Raw genomic sequence first — 16893 nt, forward strand, 5'->3', positions numbered from 1 at the left:
GCAGGCGCGCAGCCAGCGCACCCGGCCATCCGGGTGATAGGAATGGCCGGTGACCGAACCGAACCTGATCGAAGCCGCCGCGGCCGAGGCCGTCACGCTGACCAGCGAGCTCATCCGCATCGACACGACCAACACCGGCGATCCCGACACGCTGGTCGGCGAGCGGGCGGCGGCGGAGTACGTGGCGGAGAAGCTGACCGACGCCGGCTACGAGATCACCTACGTCGAGTCGGGTGGGAAGAACCGGCACAACGTGATCGTCCGGCTCGAAGGCGCCGATCGCGAGCGGGGCGCCCTGCTGATCCACGGTCACCTCGACGCCGTGCCCGCCGATCCGTCGGAGTGGTCGGTCCACCCCTTCTCCGGCGCGATCCAGGACGACTACGTGTGGGGGCGCGGCGCGGTCGACATGAAGGACATGTGCGGCATGGCGCTCGCGCTGGCCCGGCACTACAAGCTGCACAACGTCGTGCCGCCGCGGGACCTGGTCTTCGCCTTCCTGGCCGACGAGGAGGCCGGGGGCAAGTACGGCGCCCAGTGGCTGGTCGAAAACCGCCCCGACCTCTTCGAGGGCGTCACCGAGGCGATCAGCGAGGTCGGCGGCTTCTCCATCACGCTCAAGGACGACGTGCGCGCCTACCTCATCGAGACGGCGGAGAAGGGCATCCGCTGGATGAAGCTGCGCGTGCGCGGCACCGCCGGGCACGGTTCGATGATCCACCGCGACAACGCCGTGACGAAGCTGGCCGAGGCCGTCGCGAAGCTCGGCAACCACCGCTTCCCGCTCGTGCTCACCGACTCGGTGAAGGAGTTCCTCGCCGGCGTCACCGAGATCACCGGCTGGGACTTCCCCGAGGACGACCTCGAAGGCTCGGTCGCCAAGCTGGGCAACATCTCCCGGATGATCGGCGCGACCCTGCGCGACACCGCCAATCCGACCATGCTCACCGCCGGCTACAAGTCGAACGTCATCCCGTCGGTCGCCGAGGCGGCGGTCGACTGCCGGATCCTGCCGGGCCGCCTGGAGGCCTTCGACCGCGAGCTCGACGAGCTGCTCGGCCCGGACATCGAGAAGGAGTGGATGGAGCTCCCGCCGGTCGAGACGACCTTCGACGGCGCGCTCGTCGACGCGATGACCGCCGCGGTCCTGGCCGAGGACCCGGGCGCGAAGACGCTGCCGTACATGCTTTCCGGTGGCACCGACGCGAAGTCGTTCCAGGAGCTGGGCATCCGCAACTTCGGCTTCGCGCCGCTCAAGCTGCCCGCGGACCTCGACTTCTCGGCGCTCTTCCACGGCGTCGACGAGCGGGTCCCGGTCGAGGCGCTGAAGTTCGGCACCCGCGTGCTGGACCGGTTCCTGCGCACGTCCTGATGACCGGGTTCGCGCTCGCCGACGGCACGCCCCTGCAGGTGATCCGCAGGGGCGACCCGGCCGCGCCGGTGACCGTGGTGTTCGTCCACGGCTACGCGCTCGACCAGCGCAGCTGGGGCCGGATCGCGCCGCTGGTGCCGGACGCCGCCGTCGGGCCGGTGGCCGTGCTGACCTACGACCAGCGCGGCCACGGCGGCTCGGGGCGGGCGCGGCGCGGGACCGCGACCATGGCCCAGCTCGGAGACGACCTCGCCGAGCTGCTGGCGCGGGAGGTGCCCGAGGGCCGGGTCGTGCTGGTCGGTCACGACATGGGCGGCCTGGCCATCATGTCGCTGTCACAGCGGCACGCCGAGCTGTTCGCCGCGCGGGTGTCGGGGCTGGTGCTGCTGGCGACGTCGTCGGGCACCCTCGCCGCGGAGGCGTCGGCGGCCTGGCCGAACGCGCTGGGGAAGCTCGCCCGCGACCTCGAGGCGGTGCTCGGCTCCAAGCTGTTCGGCGTCGTGCGGGAGCACACCAGCCGGGCGGTCAGCGCGGGGCTGCGCTGGTGGCTGTTCGGCGACGACCCGGACCCGGACCTGGTCGAACTGACCGTGAAGATGATCCGCGGCAACTGGCCCCACACCGTGTCCCTGTTCCGCCCGGCCATGGACGCCTACGCCCGCGACGCCGCGTTGGCGCAGGTCGGGGGCCTGCCGGTGACGGCGATCGTGGGGGAGCGGGACCGGATCGTGCGCGCGTCCGACGTGGAGCACCTGGTCCGCGGCCTCGGCAACGGCACCGCCGTCGTGCTGCCCGGTGTGGGGCACGTGGTGCCGCTGGAGGCCGCGGCCCAGGTGCTGCCGCGGGTCGTCGCGCTGGTCAACGCGAGCCACCGGAGCTGAGCTCTCAGCCGGCGCGGGTGCCGGCGGCGAGGAAGATCGGCACGGCGACGAACAGCCGGTCGTCGCGGGCCCGGGTGGCCTGCTCGGCCAGCCACGTCCCGTCGCCACCGAGGTTGGCGAGCACCGGCAGGGCCGCGGCGTCGGTCCACATCAGCGCGTGGACCTCGACGGTGACGTCGGTGAACCCGTTGTCCAGCAGGAGGTTCCGGTACCGCCGGGCGATCCGGGGGTGGGGCATGCCGTCCGCGCGGGTGTGGACGATCTCGCGGGTGCGTCCGGGATCGTCGGAGTCGATGACGATGGTGTCCCAGTCCTGGCCGGTGAGCACCGCGCGGCCGCCCGGGGCCAGGACGCGCCGGGCCTCGGCGACGGCGAGCGCGGGTTCGGCCACGACGTGCAGGACCTTGTCGGCGCGGTAGCCGGTGACCGAGCCGTCGCCGAGGGGCAGGGCGGTGGCGTCGGCGACGTGGAACTCGCCGGCGGGCCAGCGGGCGGCGGCCGTCTCGATCATGGCCGGGTCGGCGTCGACGCCGATGGCCCGCACCCCGCGGGCGGCGAGCTCGCCGACGGCCCGGCCGCTGCCGCAGCCGACGTCGAGCACGGCTTCGCCGAGGGCCGAATAGGTGCGTTCCCGCAGTTCGACGGCTTGCGGGCGGTCGTCGAGGGCGTCAAGGAGCGTGAGCAACGTGGACATGCGGCCCATCCTGCGACTTAATGCCGGGATGAAGTCAATCGGCGAAGTGGCGGCCCGGTTCGGGTTGCCCGCTCACGTGTTGCGCTACTGGGAAGCGGAAGGGCTGCTGACCCCGGCCCGCGTGGGTCCGCGGCGCCGCTACACCGATGCCGACCTGCGCCGGGTGGCCGCCATTCTGGTCGCGAAGGAAGCCGGGTTCGAACTCGCGGACATCCGGACGATGCTGACCGCCCGGTCCGCGCCGGACCGGGCGGCGATGGCGGCCCGCCAGCGCGAGCGGCTGCGGGCCCGGATCGCCCGGGCGCAGGCCGCGCTCGAGCTCCTGGAGGGCGACTGCCCGCACGACGACCTCATGACGTGCCCGCACTTCCAGGGCCTGCTGGACCGACAGCTCCATCGTTCTTGACAACTTCTGTGTTCGGCTGGATGCTGGGCGCATGTTTCCCGTGGCGGTGATCGAAGACGCGGCGGCGGCCGAGGTGTCGCTGGACCCGGTCCGGGCCCGGCTGCTGGCCGAATTGGCCGAACCGGCGTCGGCGACGATGCTCTCCACCCGCGTCGGCCTGCCGCGCCAGAAGGTCAACTACCACCTGCGGGCGCTGGAGAAGCACGGCTTGGTGGAGCTGGTCGAGGAGCGCCGCAAGGGCAACGTCACCGAGCGGATGATGCGGGCGACGGCGGCCTCCTACGTCATCTCGCCGACGGCGCTGGCCGCGGTCCAGCCGGACCCGGCCCGCTCGCCCGACCGGCTCTCCGCGCGGTGGCTGCTCGCCGTCGCCGGCCGGCTGGTGCGCGACGTCGGCCTGCTGATCACCGGCGCGGCCAAAGCCCAGCAGCGCGTCGCGACCTTCGCCCTTGACGGCGAGGTGCGGTTCGCCTCCGCCGCCGACCGGGCCGCGTTCGCCGAGGAGCTCACGACCGCCGTCACGACGCTGGTGGGCAAGTACCACGACGAGACGGCCGAGAAGGGCCGCCGCCACCGGGTGGTCCTCGCCGTGCACCCGAGTGTCCCGGAGGAGTCCTGAGATGGGGTACGAGTTCGAACTGACCGACGCCGCTGAAGTCGGGGCGACTCCGGAGCAGGTGTGGGAGGCCATCGCGACCGGGCCGGGCATCGACTCGTGGTTCATGGGCCGCAACGAGGTCGAGGGCGGCACCGGCGGCACGATCCGCGGCGCTTTCGGTGCCTACCGGCCCGAATTCCGGATCCGCGAGTGGGACCCGGCGGAGAAGCTCGCCTACGGCAGCGAGACCGCGCCGGACGGACGGCGGATCGCGTACGAGTTCCTCATCGAGGGCCGCGACGGCGGCAGCACGGTGCTCCGGTGCGTCACGAGCGGCTTCCTGCCGGGCGACGACTGGGAGGACGAGTTCGAGGCGATGACCGCGGGCGGCGAGCTGTTCTTCCGCACGCTGGTGGAGTACGTAACGCACTTCGCGGGCCGGACCGCGACGCCGGTCACGGCCTTCGGCCCGCCGGTGGGGGACTGGGACGAGGCGTGGACGCGGCTCGGTGCGGCGCTGGGCCTGCCGGCGCGCCCGGCGACGGGCGACCGGGTCCGGATCGGCCAGGAGGGCGTGGTCTACGCGGCGAACGACCAGACGGTGGGCGTGCGAACGGCGGACGCGATGTTCCGGTTCGTGCGCGGCATCCAGGGCGTGCTGGTCGCCTGCCACCACTTGTTCACTCCCGGCGCCGACGCGGACGTCGAGGAGAAGGCCTGGGGTGACTGGCTGAACCGGGTGTCCGGTTAGGTCGGCAGATCAGGTCGGCAGAGCGCCGGGCAGGCTCTGGGCCGTCTTCTTGCGGCGCAGCCAGACCCGGCGCGTCCCGTCGGCGTAAAGCCGTACGGTCCGCAGTTCCCAGCCCGCGAACTCCGCGTGGATGGAGAGCTGGATCGCCGCCGCACGCCGGGACACGCCCGGGGGGAGGTGCAGGCGGCGATACTCCCAATCCCCTTCGACCACCGCCTCGCTGACCGCTGTCATGGCTGGATCACCTGGGTCCCTTCTCCGGCGGCCGAGCCGATGATCACCCGGCCGCTCTTCTCGTCCACCCCGACCGAGTCCGGCTGGCGCACGGTGGGGAACCGGTACTTCTCCACGGGCTCGCCGCCGCGGACGTCGAACCCGGCCACTTCGTTCCGTTCGGTGAGCGTCACCCACGCCAGGTTGCGCGTGGCGTCGTAGGCGATCCCGTACGCGCCGCCGGGCACCGGGTACCGCTGCTTCAGGATCAGCGGACCCGCCGAGAACGCCAGCAGCGCCCCCGCCCGCGCGTCGGTCACCAGCACCCGCCCGTAGGAATCCGCCACGGCGTTCGCGGCGCCGTCGCCCGCCCGCAGGCCCTCGCCGACCTTCCCGGCCGCGACGTCGACCGAAAACACCGCCGTCCGCAGCCGGTCCAGCACCACCACGCCGTTCCCGGTGTCGACCACGTCGTCGGCGCTGTAGAGCTGCCCGCCGATCGTCCGCGCCGGACCCGCCGGCGGCAGCACCCGGATGTCCTTGCCCGCCCCCATCGCGACCAGCCGATCCGCTCCGAACGCGAGGCTCGACGCCGGCTGCCCGCCCGTCTTCGTCTCGGTCAGCCTGCGGTCCGGCAACGTCAGCTGCTGCACCACACCCTGATCCGGTTCGGCGATCTCGACCCGCCCCGGCGCCACCGTCAGCCGCGACACCTTGCCGTATAACGGCATATTCACCGGGGGAGACGCGAGGACGTTCAGGTCGTACAGCCGCAAAGCCGGGGGAGAAGACACCGCAACGACGAGGGTCGCCGTCTTCGGATCCACGGCGACGGCCGACACCGAGCCGGCGTCGAGCACCTGACCGGCGGGTTTCACGGTCACGGCGGGGGAGGCGGCCGGGCCCGCGGCGACGGGGTTCGCCACGATCTGCAGATCGTCGGAGGTCGACTTGGCCGACGAACAGCCCGAGAGCACGAGGGCACCGGCGAGCGGGAGCACGATCCACGACACGGCGGCGAACCGACGCACGTTGCTGCCTCCAGGGGTCCCTCGGCGGGCGGTCTTCACCAGCATGCTCCTTGATCCCCGTGCCGTCACGTGCGTGTCACCGAACAGACACCTGGCGCTCATCGCGGCCAGCGTTCGGGGTAGCCGACCTCGATCGCGCTGACGTCGTCGAGCGCGGACCGGATGGCGGGCGGGAGGGTGATGTCCTCCGCCGTCAGCGAGCCGGTGAGCTGGCCGGTGTCGCGCGCGCCGACGACCGGGGCGACGACGCCCGGCCGGTCGCGGACCCAGGCCAGGGCGACGGCCAGCGGTGACGTGCCGAGCCCGTCGGCGGCGGTCGCGACCGCCTGCACGATCCGGGCGGCGCGGTCGGTGCGGTGGTGCTCGACGTAGCCGGCGTAGGCGCTGTTCGCGCCGCGCGAGTCGGCGGGCGTGCCGGTGCGGTATTTGCCGGTCAGGACGCCGCGGCCCAGTGGCGCCCAGGGCAGCAGCCCGATGCCGTGGTGGGCGGCCGCGGGCACGACCTCGCGGTCGACGCCGCGTTCCAGCAGTGAGTACTCGACCTGGGTGGAGACGAGGGGAGCGACGGCGGAGGCGCCCGCGGCGGCGGTGGCCAGCTGCCAGCCGGCGTAGTTGGAGACGCCGACGTAGCGGACCTTTCCGCTGGTCACGGCGTACTCGAGGGCGGAGAGCGTCTCGGCGAGCGGCACGCAGTCGTCCCAGGCGTGCAGCTGCCACAGGTCGATGTGGTCGGTGCCGAGCCGCTTGAGCGAGCCGTCGAGCGCGGTGAGCAGTGCGCCGCGCGAGGCACCGCCGCCGAACGGGCCGTCGTCGCGCCGGGCCACGGCCTTCGTCGCCAGCACGACGTCGTCGCGGGGCACGAGGTCGCCGAGCAGCGAGCCGAGCACCCGCTCGCTCTCGCCCTCGCCGTAGATGTCGGCCGTGTCCACCAGGGTGCCGCCGGCGTCGACGAAGGCGACCAGCTGGCTGGCCGCCTCCTCCGCGTCCGTGTCGCCACCCCAGGTCATGGTGCCGAGCGCCATACGGGAGACGCGCAGTCCCGAGCGGCCGAGCAGTCGCTTTTCCACGACCGCCGAGCCTAGTGGGCTGCCCCGTCCGGAGGAGACCAAGGTGAGTCGTGTCGCGATCATGGCCCCCGTTAGGGTCTGGCCCCGTGCGACTCGGACTGAATCTCGGCTACTGGGGAGCGGGGAACGACCCCGCGAACCTGGCCCTGGCCAAACAGGCGGACGAGCTCGGCTACGCGGTCGTGTGGGCCGCGGAGGCCTACGGCTCGGACGCGGTGACCGTGCTCACGTGGATCGCGGCGCAGACGGCGCGGATCGACGTCGGTGCCGCGGTCCTGCAGATCCCGGCCCGCACGCCGGCGATGACGGCGATGACCGCCGCGACCCTCGACACGCTCTCGGGCGGCCGGTTCCGGCTCGGCCTCGGCGTGTCCGGCCCGCAGGTGTCCGAGGGCTGGCACGGCGTGCGCTTCACCGCGCCGGTGGGCCGCACGCGCGAGTACGCCGGGATCGTGCGGACGGCGTTGCGCCGTGAGCGCCTGAAGTTCGAGGGCGAGCACTTCACGCTGCCGCTGCCGGACGGGCCCGGGAAGGCGCTGCGGCTGACCGTCCGCCCGGCCCGCAAGCACATCCCGCTCTACCTGGCCGCGATCGGCCCGAAGAACCTGGAGCTGGCCGGGGAGATCGCCGACGGCTGGCTGCCGGTGTTCTTCTCGCCGGCACACGCGGGGGAGCAGCTGGCCCACGTCCGCGCCGGCGCCGAGCGGGCCGGGCGCACCCTGGACGGCTTCGACGTCGTGCCGTCCGTGCCGCTGGTGCCCGGCGACGACTGGCGGACCTGCGCGGACGCCGTGCGCGGCTACGCGGCGCTGTACCTCGGCGGGATGGGGAGCAAGGAGAAGAACTTCTACAACCGGCTGGCGTGCCGGATGGGATTCGCGGCCGAGGCCGCCGAAGTGCAGGAGAAGTACCTGGCCGGCGACCGGGCCGGGGCGATGGCGGCGGTGCCGCCGGAGTTCCTCGACGCGACGTCGCTGCTGGGTCCGAAGGAACGGATCGCGGAAAAGATGACGGAATACGCCGAAGCCGGCGTGACGACCCTGTCGGTGTCGCCCTACACGCCGGAGCCGGCCGGGGCCCTGCGCACCGCCGTCGAGGCGCTCGAGCTGGCGGGGGTGGCCTGACGTGGGCTGGTTCGAAGCACTCGTCCTGGGCCTGGTCCAGGGCCTGACGGAGTTCCTGCCGATCTCCTCGAGCGCGCACCTGCGGATCGTCGCGGCGCTGGCGGGCTGGGACGACCCGGGCGCGGCGTTCACCGCGGTCACCCAGATCGGCACCGAGCTGGCGGTGATCATCTACTTCGGGCCGAAGATCGGGAAGATCCTGCGGGCCTGGTTCTTTTCGCTGTACAAGGCGGAGTGGCGCCGCGACCCGGACGCCCGGCTGGGCTGGCTGATCATCGTCGGCTCGCTGCCGATCGTGGTGCTCGGGCTGCTGCTGCAGGATCAGATCGACAGCGCGTTCCGCGACCTGCGGATCACCGCGACCGTGCTCATCGTGTTCGGCGTGATCCTGCTGATCGCCGACCGGATCGGCAAGCAGGACCGCACGCTGGACGACCTCACCGTGCCGCACGGCCTGGGCTTCGGCTTCGCGCAGGCGTTGGCCCTGATCCCCGGCGTGTCCCGCTCGGGCGGCACCACGAGCGCGGGCCTGCTGCTCGGCTACACCCGGGCGGAGGCGGCGGAGTACTCGTTCCTGCTGGCACTGCCGGCGGTGTTCGGCTCCGGGGTGTACAAGCTCAAGGACATCGGCTCGGGCGACGTGCCGGCCCAGTGGGGCCCGACCATCCTGGCCACGCTGGTCGCCTTCGGCGTCGGGTACGTCGTGATCGCCTGGCTGATGGCCTACATCAAGAAGCGCAGCTTCGTGCCGTTCGTGGTCTACCGGCTGGTGCTCGGGGTGCTGCTGTACGTGCTGATCTTCACCGGTGTCCTGGACCCGAACGCCGGGCCCGTCGGGCACTGAGGCCGCCCGCGTGGGGACCGCATGATCGGTCCCCACGTAGGGTGGGTCCCGTGAGTACGGTCATTCTGCTCCGGCACGGCAAGTCCACGGCCAACGGCGCCGGCATCCTGGCCGGGCGGTCCCCGAAGGTCAACCTCGACGACACCGGCCGTGCCCAGGCGGAGAAGCTCGTCGAACGCCTCGACGGGGTCCCGCTGGCCGGGCTCGTCGTGTCGCCCCTGCTGCGGTGCAAGCAGACGGTCGGCCCGCTCGCGGCCGCCCGGGACCTCGCGAAGACCGTCGAGCCCGGGCTGTCCGAAGTGGACTACGGCGACTGGACCGGCAAGGAGCTCAAGCACCTCGCGAAGGAGCCGCTCTGGCGGGTCGTGCAGGCGCACGCCTCCGCGGCGGTGTTCCCCGGCGGCGAGGGCCTGGCCCAGATGCAGGCGCGGTCGGTGGCCGCCGTCCGCGCCCACGACCGGCGGATCGCCGCCGAGCACGGCGACCACGCGGTCTGGCTGCTGTGCAGCCACGGTGACGTCATCAAGGCCATCCTGGCCGACGCGCTCGGCCAGCACCTCGACGCCTTCCAGCGGATCGTCGTCGACCCCGCGTCCATCTCGGTCGTGCGCTACACCGAGACGCGGCCGTTCGTGATGCGGGTCAACGACCACAGCGGCGACCTGCGCGGCATCGTGCCGCCGGCACCCAAGCCGAAGCGGGGCAAGAAAGCCGGGCCGAGCAGCGACGCCGTGGTGGGCGGTACCACGGGCCGGTGACCCCGGCCACCTCCGGAAAGCGCTGACATCCACACAGGTCGACCCCGTAGGGTGGCGGGACCGAGTGTTGTCCCCGACCAGGAGCCTGCCCCGATGATTTCGCCGGACAATCCGTTCGCCGCACCCAGCGAGCTGCCCTACGCCCTGCCGCCCTTCGACCGGATCTCCGACGAGCACTACCGGCCCGCGTTCGAGGCCGGGCTGGCCGAGCACGCGGCGGAGATCGAGCAGATCGCGGCGCAGGACGCCGAGCCGACGTTCGAGAACACCATCGTGGCCCTCGAGCGCGCCGGCGAGCTGCTGGGCCGCGTGGCGAGCGTGTTCTACAACCTGTCCGGCTCCAACAGCACCGACGAGATCCAGGCCATCCAGGCGGAGTTCGCGCCGAAGCTGGCCGCCCACCACGACGCGATCCACCTGAACCCGCAGCTGTTCGCCCGGATCGACGCGCTGCACACCCGCCGCGACGAGCTCGGCCTCGACGAAGAGTCGCTGCGGCTGCTGGAACGGCGGCACACCGACTTCAGCCGGGCCGGGGCCGGCCTCGGCCCGGCCGAGCAGGCCCGGCTGCGCGAGCTCAACGAGCAGCTCTCCACCCTGCAGACGAAGTTCCAGCAGAACCTGCTGAAGGACACCAACGAGCTGGCCGTCGTCATCGCCGACCGCGCCGAGCTCGACGGCTTCGGCGAAGGCGCGATCGCCACCGCGGCGGAAGCGGCGTCCGCGCGCGGCGAGGACGGCAAGTACGTGCTCACGCTGAGCCTGCCGACCAGCCAGGCCTCACCGCTGGAGACCCTGCGCGACCGCGACGTCCGCGAGCGCATCCACACCGCGTCGATGGCGCGGGGCAACCGCGGCAACTCTTTCGACAACAACGCCGTCGTGGCCGAGATCGTCCGCCTGCGCGCGGAACGGGCGGTGTTGCTCGGCTACCCGAACCACGCCGCGTACGTCATCGCGGACGAGACGGCGAAGACCGCCGAAGCCGCCGCGGGGCTGCTGGAGCGGCTGGCACCCGCGGCCGTCGCGAACGCCCGCGCCGAAGCCGCCGAACTCCAGCAGCTGCTGGAAGCCGACGTGCCGGGCGCGAAGCTGCGGCCGTCGGACTGGCCGTTCTACGCCGCCCAGGTCCGCCGCGAGCGCTTCGAGGTCGACACCGAGGCCCTGCGCCCGTACTTCGAGGCCGACCGCGTGTACCTCGGCGGCGTCTTCCACGCCGCCACCAAGCTGTACGGCCTGACCTTCACCGAGCGGGACGACCTGCCGAAGTACCACCCGGAAGTCCGGACCTTCGAGGTCTTCGACGCCGACGGCACCCCGCTCGGCCTGTACCTGCTCGACCTGTACACCCGCGACGCCAAGCGCGGCGGCGCCTGGATGAACACCTTCGTCGACCAGTCCGAACTGCTCGGCCGCAAGACGGTCGTGGTCAACGTCCTCAACGTGAACAAGCCGCCGGCGGGGGAGCCGACCCTGCTCACCTTCGACGAGGTCGTCACCGCGTTCCACGAGTTCGGGCACGCCCTCCACGCGCTGGTCTCCGCGGTCCGCTACCCGACGTTCTCCGGCACCAACGTGCCCCGCGACTTCGTCGAATACCCCTCCCAGGTCAACGAGATGTGGATGCTGTGGCCGGAAGTCCTGGCCCACTACGCGAAGCACCACGAGACGGGGGAGGCGCTGCCGCAGGAACAGGTGGACAAGCTGCTCGCCGCCCAGCAGTACGGCGAAGGGTTCTCCACCACCGAGTACCTGGCGGCGTCCCTGCTCGACCAGGCCTGGCACGGCCTCGGCGTCGACGACCGGGTGGGGGAGGTGCAGCGGTTCGAGGCGGAAGCCCTCGTGAAGGCCGGCGTGGCCGTCGACGCGATCCCGCCGCGCTACCGCACGACCTACTTCGCCCACATCTTCAGCGGCGGCTACAGCGCCGGGTACTACTCCTACATCTGGAGCGAAGTCCTCGACGCCGACACCGTCCAGTGGTTCCGCGAAAACGGGGGACTGACCCGCGAGAACGGCGACCACTTCCGCCGCACCCTCCTCGGCCGGGGCGGCAGCATCGACCCCATGGACGCGTTCCGCGCCTTCCGGGGCCGCGACCCGGAGATCGAGCCGCTGCTGGCCCGCCGAGGTCTCAGCGGAGTCTGATCTCAACTGTATAACGGCCTATACGGCGGGGCTGGTTGAAAATCAACCCCGCCGTATCCGAAAAAGAAAAGCCAAGGACGCAGGTCAGGCTGTGACGGCTCGCGCGCCTGTGACGATGTGGTCGACGAAGCCGTACGAGAGGGCTTCATCGGCGGCGAACCAGCGGTCGCGGTCGGCGTCCGCGGTGATGCGCTCGACGGTTTGGCCGGTCTGCCGCGCCGTGATCTCCGCGATCCGGCGCTTCATCCTGCCGAACACCTCGGCCTGGATGGCGATGTCGGTGGCAGCCCCGCCGATGCCGGCCGAGGGCTGGTGCATGACGATGCGGGTGTTGGGCAGCAGGTAGCGCTTCCCGGGAGTGCCGGAGGAGAGCAGGAACTGGCCCATGGAGGCGACGAACCCGAGGCCGTACGTGGCGACGTCGGGTTTGACGAGCTGCATGGTGTCGTAGATGGCCATGCCCGCGGTGACCGAGCCGCCGGGTGAGTTGATGTAGAAGGTGATGTCCTTCGCCGGGTCGTCGGCGGCGAGCAGGAGCAGCTGCGCGACGATCCGGTTGGCCACCTCGTCGTTGACCTCGGAGCCGAGGAAGACGATGCGGTCGCGCAGGAGCTGCTGGTAGACCGTGTCGTCGGGTGACGTGGTGGGTGCCTGCATGTCGGGTACGGCGAGAAGGGTCATGGGCCGACGGTAGGGCGCAAGATCCGGTCCGGGGGCCCGGTTTCGCTGTGAGCGTGCGGTGTTCGCCGGACGCGAAAGGGGCCGCCGTCCGGAGTGGACGGCGGCCCCCGGTGCGTGGGTGGCTCAGATGAGGCCGAGCTTCTGCACGGTGTCGCGTTCCTCGACGAGTTCCGCGACGGAGGCGTCGATGCGCGCGCGGGAGAAGTCGTCGATCTCGAGGCCCTGGACGATCTTGTACTGGCCGTTCTCGGCGGTGACCGGGAAGGACGAGATGAGGCCTTCGGGGACGCCGTAGGAGCCGTCGGAGGCGACGGCGGCGGAGGTCCAGTCGCCGGCCGGGGTGCCGTTGACCCAGGTGTAGACGTGGTCGATGGCGGCGGAAGCGGCCGAGGCGGCGGAGGAGAGCCCGCGGGCTTCGATGATCGCCGCGCCGCGCTTGGCGACGGTGGGGATGAAGTCGCTCTCCAGCCAGGCCTGGTCGACGGCGTCGGCGATGCTCTTGCCGCCGAATTCGGCGTGCTGGACCGAGGGGTACTGGGTGGCGGAGTGGTTGCCCCAGATGGCGACCTTCTTGAGTTCGGTCACCGGGACGCCGAGCTTCTTGGCGAGCTGGGCGAGGGCGCGGTTGTGGTCGAGGCGGGTCATCGCGGTGAAGCGGTCGGCGGGCACGTCGGGGGCGTGCGAGCGGGCGATGAGGGCGTTGGTGTTGGCGGGGTTGCCGACGACGAGGACCTTGATGTCGTCGGCGGCGCCGGCGTTGATGGCTTCGCCCTGGGGCTTGAAGATGCCGCCGTTGGCTTCGAGGAGGTCGCCGCGCTCCATGCCCTTGCTGCGGGGGCGGGCGCCGACGAGGAGGGCGATGTTGGTGCCTTCGAAGGCCTGCTTGGGGTCGTCGAAGATGTCGGTGCCGGCGAGGAGGGGGAACGCGCCGTCTTCGAGCTCCATCGCGGTGCCCTCGGCCGCCTTGACCGCCTGCGGGATCTCGAGGAGCCGCAGCTTCACCGGGACGTCCTGGCCGAGGAGCTGACCGGACGCGATGCGGAAGAGCAGCGCGTAGCCGATCTGGCCGGCGGCGCCGGTGACGGTCACGTTGACTGGGGCTTGGGTCATTGCGGTTCTCCAGCTTGAGACGACTTTGGCTAGTGCTGTGGAGCCTATCCCTCCTGGGCGTCGCCGGTCGGGTGCGTCCAGTCACTGTTGTGAGGATCGCTTTTCCGGGGGCTCCGGGCGGCGAAACCCCGGTTGTCACAGCTCGCTTTTCAGTTGTCGGTGACGTTGGCGGCGAGGCGGTGGAGGAGGTCGGCGAGCTGGGCGATCTCGGTGTCGGTGAGGCCTTGGCGCATGCGCTGGTCGTGGGTGATGGCGGCGGTGGCGAGGTGGTGGAAGAGCTTTTCGCCGTCGTCGGTGAGTTCGACGAGGTGGACGCGGCGGTTGGCGGGGTCGCGGCGGCGGGTGACGAGGCCGGCGTCTTCCATGCCGTTGAGGTGGTGGGTGAGGGTGGCGCCTTGGATGCCGACGGCGTCGGCGAGTTCGCGTTGGTTGGCGGCGGGGGTGGTTTTGAGGGAGATGAGGATCTGCCAGATGGGCTGGGAGCCGCCGGCGGCGGCGAGGGCTTGGTCGAAGGCGCGGGCGGCGGTTTTGGCGGTGCGGGCGAGGACGACGCCGATGGGGGCGGTGGTGGGTTTGGGCACGGCGGAACTCTAACGCAGATGCCGAGAAGTCTAAGCGTTTGACATCGAATGATTAGACTTCTAACGTTGAGGCATCGAACGGAAGGGGAACGCGATGAGCGTCGAAGAGCAGGTCCGCGAGTTCGGCCGGGTGTGGGCCGCGGCGGAGGAACGCGGCGACACCGAGGTGCTGGCCGAGTTGGTCACCGACGGTTTCCGCCTGGTCGGTCCGCTGGGGTTCGTGCTGGACCGCGACCAGTGGCTGGCGCGCTACGCGGGCGGCGGGCTGGTCACGGAGAAGCTGGGGTGGACCGAGGTCGAGGTCCGCGAGTTCGGTGGCACCGCGATCGCGATCGGCGTGCACGAGCAGGTGGCGACGCACCAGGGGAACCCGGTGAACGGGCGCTTCCGCGCCACGCACGTGCTGGTCCACGCGGATGACCGCTGGCGGCTGGCGGGTATCCACCTGAGCCCGATCGGCGTGCCGTTCACCCCCGGTGGTGACCGGCGATGAGCGTCGAGCTGAACCACACGATCGTGTGTGTCACCGACCGCGGGAAGTCGGCGGAGTTCCTGGCCGGGATCCTGGGCCTGGAGGCCGGGCCGGTCGCCGGGCCGTTCGTGCCCGTCCGGCTCGCGAACGGCGTGACCCTGGACTACCTGCGGGTGGATCACGTGACGAGCCAGCACTACGCGTTCCTGGTCGGCGACGACGACTTCGACGCCGCGCTGGCGCGGATCGAAGCGGCCGGTGTCGCGTACTGGGCGGACCCGTTCCACGAACGGCCCGGTGAGGTCAACGGCCTCAACGGCGGTCGCGGGATCTACTTCGAGGATCCCGACGGCCACAACATGGAACTGCTGACGAGGGGGTAGCCGTGCGCTTGAGCATCGGGGTCACGGACTTCTCGTGGCCGGACAAGCTGACCGACGAGCTGGCCGCTGTCGCGGTGGCGGCCGAGGACGCCGGGCTGGACACGCTGTGGGTGGCCGATCACCTCCTGCAGGCCGACCCGCACAGCAGCGCGGACTCGGCCATGCTCGAGGCCTACACGACGCTGGGTTTCCTCGCCGGCCGGACCGCCCGGATCGGGCTGGGCACGATGGTTTCGGCGGTGACGTTCCGGCCGCCGGCGCTGCTGGTCAAGGCCGTCACCACGCTGGACGTCCTGTCCGGCGGGCGGGCGCGGTTCGGCATCGGTGCCGGGCACCACGACGGCGAGGCGCGGGCGATGGGGCTGCCGTTCCCGCCGGTGGGCGAGCGGTTTGCGCGGGTGGAGGAGACCGTGCGGCTGGCGCTGCGGATGTGGGCGGGCGACGAGTCGCCGTTCGAGGGTGAGCACTACCGGCTCGAGCGTCCGATCGGGAGTCCGCGGCCGGTGCGGCGGCCGCGGATCCTCGTCGGCGGGGCGGGTGAACGGCGGACGTTGCGGCTGGTCGCGCAGTACGCCGACGCGTGCAACGTCTTCGACGTCCCGGACGGGGGGCGGACGGTGCGCCACAAGCTCGCCGTCCTGGCGCGGCACTGCGAAGAGGCGGGGCGGCCCTACGGGGAGATCGAGAAGACGATCAGCACCCGGCTGGCCCCCGGTGAGGCGGCGGAGTCGTTCGCGCGGCGCTGTGAGGAGTTCGGCGGGTGGGGCATCGATCACGCGGTGGTGATCACGGCCGGTCCGTGGCCGGTGGCGGGGGTCGAGACGCTGGGGCGAGTGGCGGCGTTGATCGGCTGAGCCGGACGTCACGCGGGTGATCGTGGGCGGTCGCCGGGGGAGCGGGGGCGCGAAATCGTTTTCTCCGAGCATTTATTCGCGTCCGCCGGAATGGGCTTTACGAAAATTGTCGAAACGTGAGCAATGTCGCTTGGTGGGACGAGGTGCGCAGCGTTGCTCCGTTCAGCGGGGTTTGCTTCCATGATCCTTTCGCTACCATGGGTCGGCCCCCGTCCCCAATTTGAATGTATTGGGAAGGATTCCGATGCTGTCTGCGGTCGTTGCTGCCGTAATGGCGCTGTCCTCAGTGGTCGCCCCGCATTCGTGGAACAACCCTCCGCCGCCCGACAAAATCGTCATCGATGTCGTCAACGCCATCGGCACCGGCTGTCCGACCGGCACGTCGGCGGTCGCCGTCTCGCAGGACAATACGGCGTTCACCGTGACCTACAGCGCCTACACGGCGTTGGTCGGGGTCGGCGCCGGGCCGCTGGACGCCCGGAAGAACTGCCAGATCGGCCTGCGGGTGCACGTGCCGCAGGGGTTCACCTACGGAATCGCGCAGGCCGACTACCGCGGATTCGCGCACTTGGAACGTGGTTCGACCGGCCTGGAAAGAGCGAACTACTATTTCCAGGGAAATTCTCCGACGGCGTACGTTCAGCACCCGCTGACTGGGCCTTTCGAGGACGACTGGCATTTCACCGATTCCACGGAGGTGGGCGCGATCGCGTTCAAGCCGTGTGGTGAGGAACGCAACCTGAACATCAACACGGAATTGCGGGCCGCGGCCGGGACGTCGGATCCGAAGAAGACGACGAGCTACGTCACGATGGACTCGACCGACGGCAGCATCACCACCACCTACCACTTCGCGTGGCTGACCTGCCCGTGATCGGCTCCGGGTGACCGGAGGTGGAGAGGGGCGGCGCGGCGCCGAAAGCTG

General features: G+C 71.3%; 20 protein-coding genes. 13 read left to right on the top strand and 7 right to left on the bottom strand.

All coding sequences use genetic code 11. The features are described 5' to 3' along the window. Positions 1–49 precede the first annotated feature (49 nt). Together QRY02_RS12480 and QRY02_RS12485 are read left to right on the top strand one after the other, a co-directional pair. Positions 50–1372 carry a M20/M25/M40 family metallo-hydrolase gene (locus QRY02_RS12480; RefSeq protein WP_285991694.1) on the top strand — a complete coding sequence of 441 codons (1323 nt, stop codon included), beginning with the start codon at positions 50–52 and terminating at the stop codon, positions 1370–1372. After that, complete coding sequence (locus QRY02_RS12485) at positions 1372–2253, top strand: alpha/beta fold hydrolase (RefSeq protein WP_285991695.1); 882 nt, start codon at positions 1372–1374, stop codon at positions 2251–2253. Before QRY02_RS12480 ends, QRY02_RS12485 begins: the two co-directional genes overlap by 1 nt. Positions 2254–2257: 4 nt before the next feature. Here QRY02_RS12485 and QRY02_RS12490 read toward each other — a convergent pair whose 3' ends face one another. Then, complete coding sequence (locus tag QRY02_RS12490; RefSeq protein ID WP_285991696.1) at positions 2258–2947, bottom strand: methyltransferase domain-containing protein; 690 nt, start codon at positions 2945–2947, stop codon at positions 2258–2260. Between the two features lie 28 nt (positions 2948–2975). On the opposite strand from QRY02_RS12490, the gene QRY02_RS12495 reads away from it, so the two are divergent. Genes QRY02_RS12495 through QRY02_RS12505 form a run of 3 tightly spaced genes read left to right on the top strand, consistent with a single transcriptional unit; the run spans position 2976 to position 4702 of the window. Beyond that, positions 2976–3353 (top strand): MerR family transcriptional regulator, encoded by a 378-nt coding sequence (locus QRY02_RS12495; protein WP_285991697.1) that lies wholly within the window; start codon positions 2976–2978, stop codon positions 3351–3353. A 31-nt stretch (positions 3354–3384) separates the two neighbouring features. Beyond that, positions 3385–3972, top strand: a complete 588-nt coding sequence (locus QRY02_RS12500) for an ArsR/SmtB family transcription factor (protein WP_285991698.1) — start codon at positions 3385–3387, stop codon at positions 3970–3972. Between the two features lies 1 nt (position 3973). Further along, complete coding sequence (locus QRY02_RS12505) at positions 3974–4702, top strand: SRPBCC family protein (protein ID WP_285991699.1); 729 nt, start codon at positions 3974–3976, stop codon at positions 4700–4702. A 9-nt stretch (positions 4703–4711) separates the two neighbouring features. Here QRY02_RS12505 and QRY02_RS12510 read toward each other — a convergent pair whose 3' ends face one another. The 3 genes from QRY02_RS12510 to QRY02_RS12520 form a co-directional block, all read right to left on the bottom strand. Further along, a complete protein-coding gene (locus tag QRY02_RS12510; RefSeq protein ID WP_004561940.1) occupies positions 4712–4936 on the bottom strand; it encodes a DUF5703 family protein in 225 nt (74 codons plus the stop codon). After that, positions 4933–5946 carry a YncE family protein gene (locus tag QRY02_RS12515; protein WP_285991700.1) on the bottom strand — a complete coding sequence of 338 codons (1014 nt, stop codon included), beginning with the start codon at positions 5944–5946 and terminating at the stop codon, positions 4933–4935. Before QRY02_RS12515 ends, QRY02_RS12510 begins: the two co-directional genes overlap by 4 nt. Before the next feature lie 98 nt (positions 5947–6044). After that, on the bottom strand, positions 6045–7013 hold the full coding sequence (locus QRY02_RS12520) for an aldo/keto reductase (protein ID WP_285991701.1): 969 nt from the start codon (positions 7011–7013) through the stop codon (positions 6045–6047). A gap of 86 nt (positions 7014–7099) precedes the next feature. On the opposite strand from QRY02_RS12520, the gene QRY02_RS12525 reads away from it, so the two are divergent. The 4 genes from QRY02_RS12525 (at position 7100) to QRY02_RS12540 (ending at position 11887) form a co-directional block, all read left to right on the top strand. Then, positions 7100–8137, top strand: coding sequence for an LLM class F420-dependent oxidoreductase (locus tag QRY02_RS12525; RefSeq protein WP_285991702.1), 1038 nt, complete (start codon positions 7100–7102; stop codon positions 8135–8137). A gap of 1 nt (position 8138) precedes the next feature. Further along, positions 8139–8981, top strand: a complete 843-nt coding sequence (locus tag QRY02_RS12530) for an undecaprenyl-diphosphate phosphatase (protein ID WP_285991703.1) — start codon at positions 8139–8141, stop codon at positions 8979–8981. A 50-nt stretch (positions 8982–9031) separates the two neighbouring features. Then, positions 9032–9739 (top strand): histidine phosphatase family protein, encoded by a 708-nt coding sequence (locus tag QRY02_RS12535; protein ID WP_285991704.1) that lies wholly within the window; start codon positions 9032–9034, stop codon positions 9737–9739. 93 nt (positions 9740–9832) lie between these two features. After that, entirely contained in the window at positions 9833–11887 is a 2055-nt protein-coding gene (locus QRY02_RS12540; protein WP_285991705.1) for a M3 family metallopeptidase, read from the top strand. 84 nt (positions 11888–11971) lie between these two features. Here QRY02_RS12540 and QRY02_RS12545 read toward each other — a convergent pair whose 3' ends face one another. The 3 genes from QRY02_RS12545 to QRY02_RS12555 all read right to left on the bottom strand — a co-directional run bounded on the left by QRY02_RS12545 (position 11972) and on the right by QRY02_RS12555 (position 14259). Further along, complete coding sequence (locus QRY02_RS12545; protein WP_285991706.1) at positions 11972–12568, bottom strand: ClpP family protease; 597 nt, start codon at positions 12566–12568, stop codon at positions 11972–11974. A gap of 123 nt (positions 12569–12691) precedes the next feature. Continuing rightward, positions 12692–13678 (bottom strand): malate dehydrogenase, encoded by a 987-nt coding sequence (locus QRY02_RS12550; protein ID WP_086846689.1) that lies wholly within the window; start codon positions 13676–13678, stop codon positions 12692–12694. 149 nt (positions 13679–13827) lie between these two features. Further along, complete coding sequence (locus QRY02_RS12555; protein WP_285991707.1) at positions 13828–14259, bottom strand: MarR family winged helix-turn-helix transcriptional regulator; 432 nt, start codon at positions 14257–14259, stop codon at positions 13828–13830. A 94-nt stretch (positions 14260–14353) separates the two neighbouring features. Here QRY02_RS12555 and QRY02_RS12560 point away from each other — a divergent pair, with 94 nt between their 5' ends. The 4 genes from QRY02_RS12560 (at position 14354) to QRY02_RS12575 (ending at position 16842) form a co-directional block, all read left to right on the top strand. Beyond that, the gene (locus tag QRY02_RS12560) at positions 14354–14752 is read left to right on the top strand and encodes a nuclear transport factor 2 family protein (protein WP_285991708.1); all 399 of its coding nucleotides are present in this window, start codon (positions 14354–14356) and stop codon (positions 14750–14752) included. Beyond that, positions 14749–15114: a VOC family protein gene (locus QRY02_RS12565; RefSeq protein ID WP_285991709.1), complete on the top strand. Its 366-nt coding sequence runs from the start codon at positions 14749–14751 to the stop codon at positions 15112–15114. Before QRY02_RS12560 ends, QRY02_RS12565 begins: the two co-directional genes overlap by 4 nt. 2 nt (positions 15115–15116) lie before the next feature. Continuing rightward, positions 15117–15968, top strand: a complete 852-nt coding sequence (locus QRY02_RS12570) for a TIGR03560 family F420-dependent LLM class oxidoreductase (protein ID WP_285991710.1) — start codon at positions 15117–15119, stop codon at positions 15966–15968. A 244-nt stretch (positions 15969–16212) separates the two neighbouring features. After that, a complete protein-coding gene (locus QRY02_RS12575) occupies positions 16213–16842 on the top strand; it encodes a DUF4360 domain-containing protein (protein ID WP_285991711.1) in 630 nt (209 codons plus the stop codon). The last annotated feature ends 51 nt before the right edge of the window (positions 16843–16893 follow it).

It is taken from the genome of Amycolatopsis sp. DG1A-15b, from assembly GCF_030285645.1.
GTDB lineage: Bacteria > Actinomycetota > Actinomycetes > Mycobacteriales > Pseudonocardiaceae > Amycolatopsis.

Excerpts from the sequence above, each read along its gene's own strand:
- QRY02_RS12485 (WP_285991695.1), top strand. The coding sequence starts at position 1,372 with ATGACCGGGTTCGCGCTCGCCGACGGCACGCCCCTGCAGGTGATCCGC.
- QRY02_RS12490 (WP_285991696.1), bottom strand. The coding sequence starts at position 2,947 with ATGTCCACGTTGCTCACGCTCCTTGACGCCCTCGACGACCGCCCGCAA.
- QRY02_RS12495 (WP_285991697.1), top strand. The coding sequence starts at position 2,976 with ATGAAGTCAATCGGCGAAGTGGCGGCCCGGTTCGGGTTGCCCGCTCAC.
- QRY02_RS12500 (WP_285991698.1), top strand. The coding sequence starts at position 3,385 with ATGTTTCCCGTGGCGGTGATCGAAGACGCGGCGGCGGCCGAGGTGTCG.
- QRY02_RS12505 (WP_285991699.1), top strand. The coding sequence starts at position 3,974 with ATGGGGTACGAGTTCGAACTGACCGACGCCGCTGAAGTCGGGGCGACT.
- QRY02_RS12510 (WP_004561940.1), bottom strand. The coding sequence starts at position 4,936 with ATGACAGCGGTCAGCGAGGCGGTGGTCGAAGGGGATTGGGAGTATCGC.
- QRY02_RS12540 (WP_285991705.1), top strand. The coding sequence starts at position 9,833 with ATGATTTCGCCGGACAATCCGTTCGCCGCACCCAGCGAGCTGCCCTAC.
- QRY02_RS12545 (WP_285991706.1), bottom strand. The coding sequence starts at position 12,568 with ATGACCCTTCTCGCCGTACCCGACATGCAGGCACCCACCACGTCACCC.
- QRY02_RS12550 (WP_086846689.1), bottom strand. The coding sequence starts at position 13,678 with ATGACCCAAGCCCCAGTCAACGTGACCGTCACCGGCGCCGCCGGCCAG.
- QRY02_RS12560 (WP_285991708.1), top strand. The coding sequence starts at position 14,354 with ATGAGCGTCGAAGAGCAGGTCCGCGAGTTCGGCCGGGTGTGGGCCGCG.
- QRY02_RS12565 (WP_285991709.1), top strand. The coding sequence starts at position 14,749 with ATGAGCGTCGAGCTGAACCACACGATCGTGTGTGTCACCGACCGCGGG.
- QRY02_RS12575 (WP_285991711.1), top strand. The coding sequence starts at position 16,213 with ATGCTGTCTGCGGTCGTTGCTGCCGTAATGGCGCTGTCCTCAGTGGTC.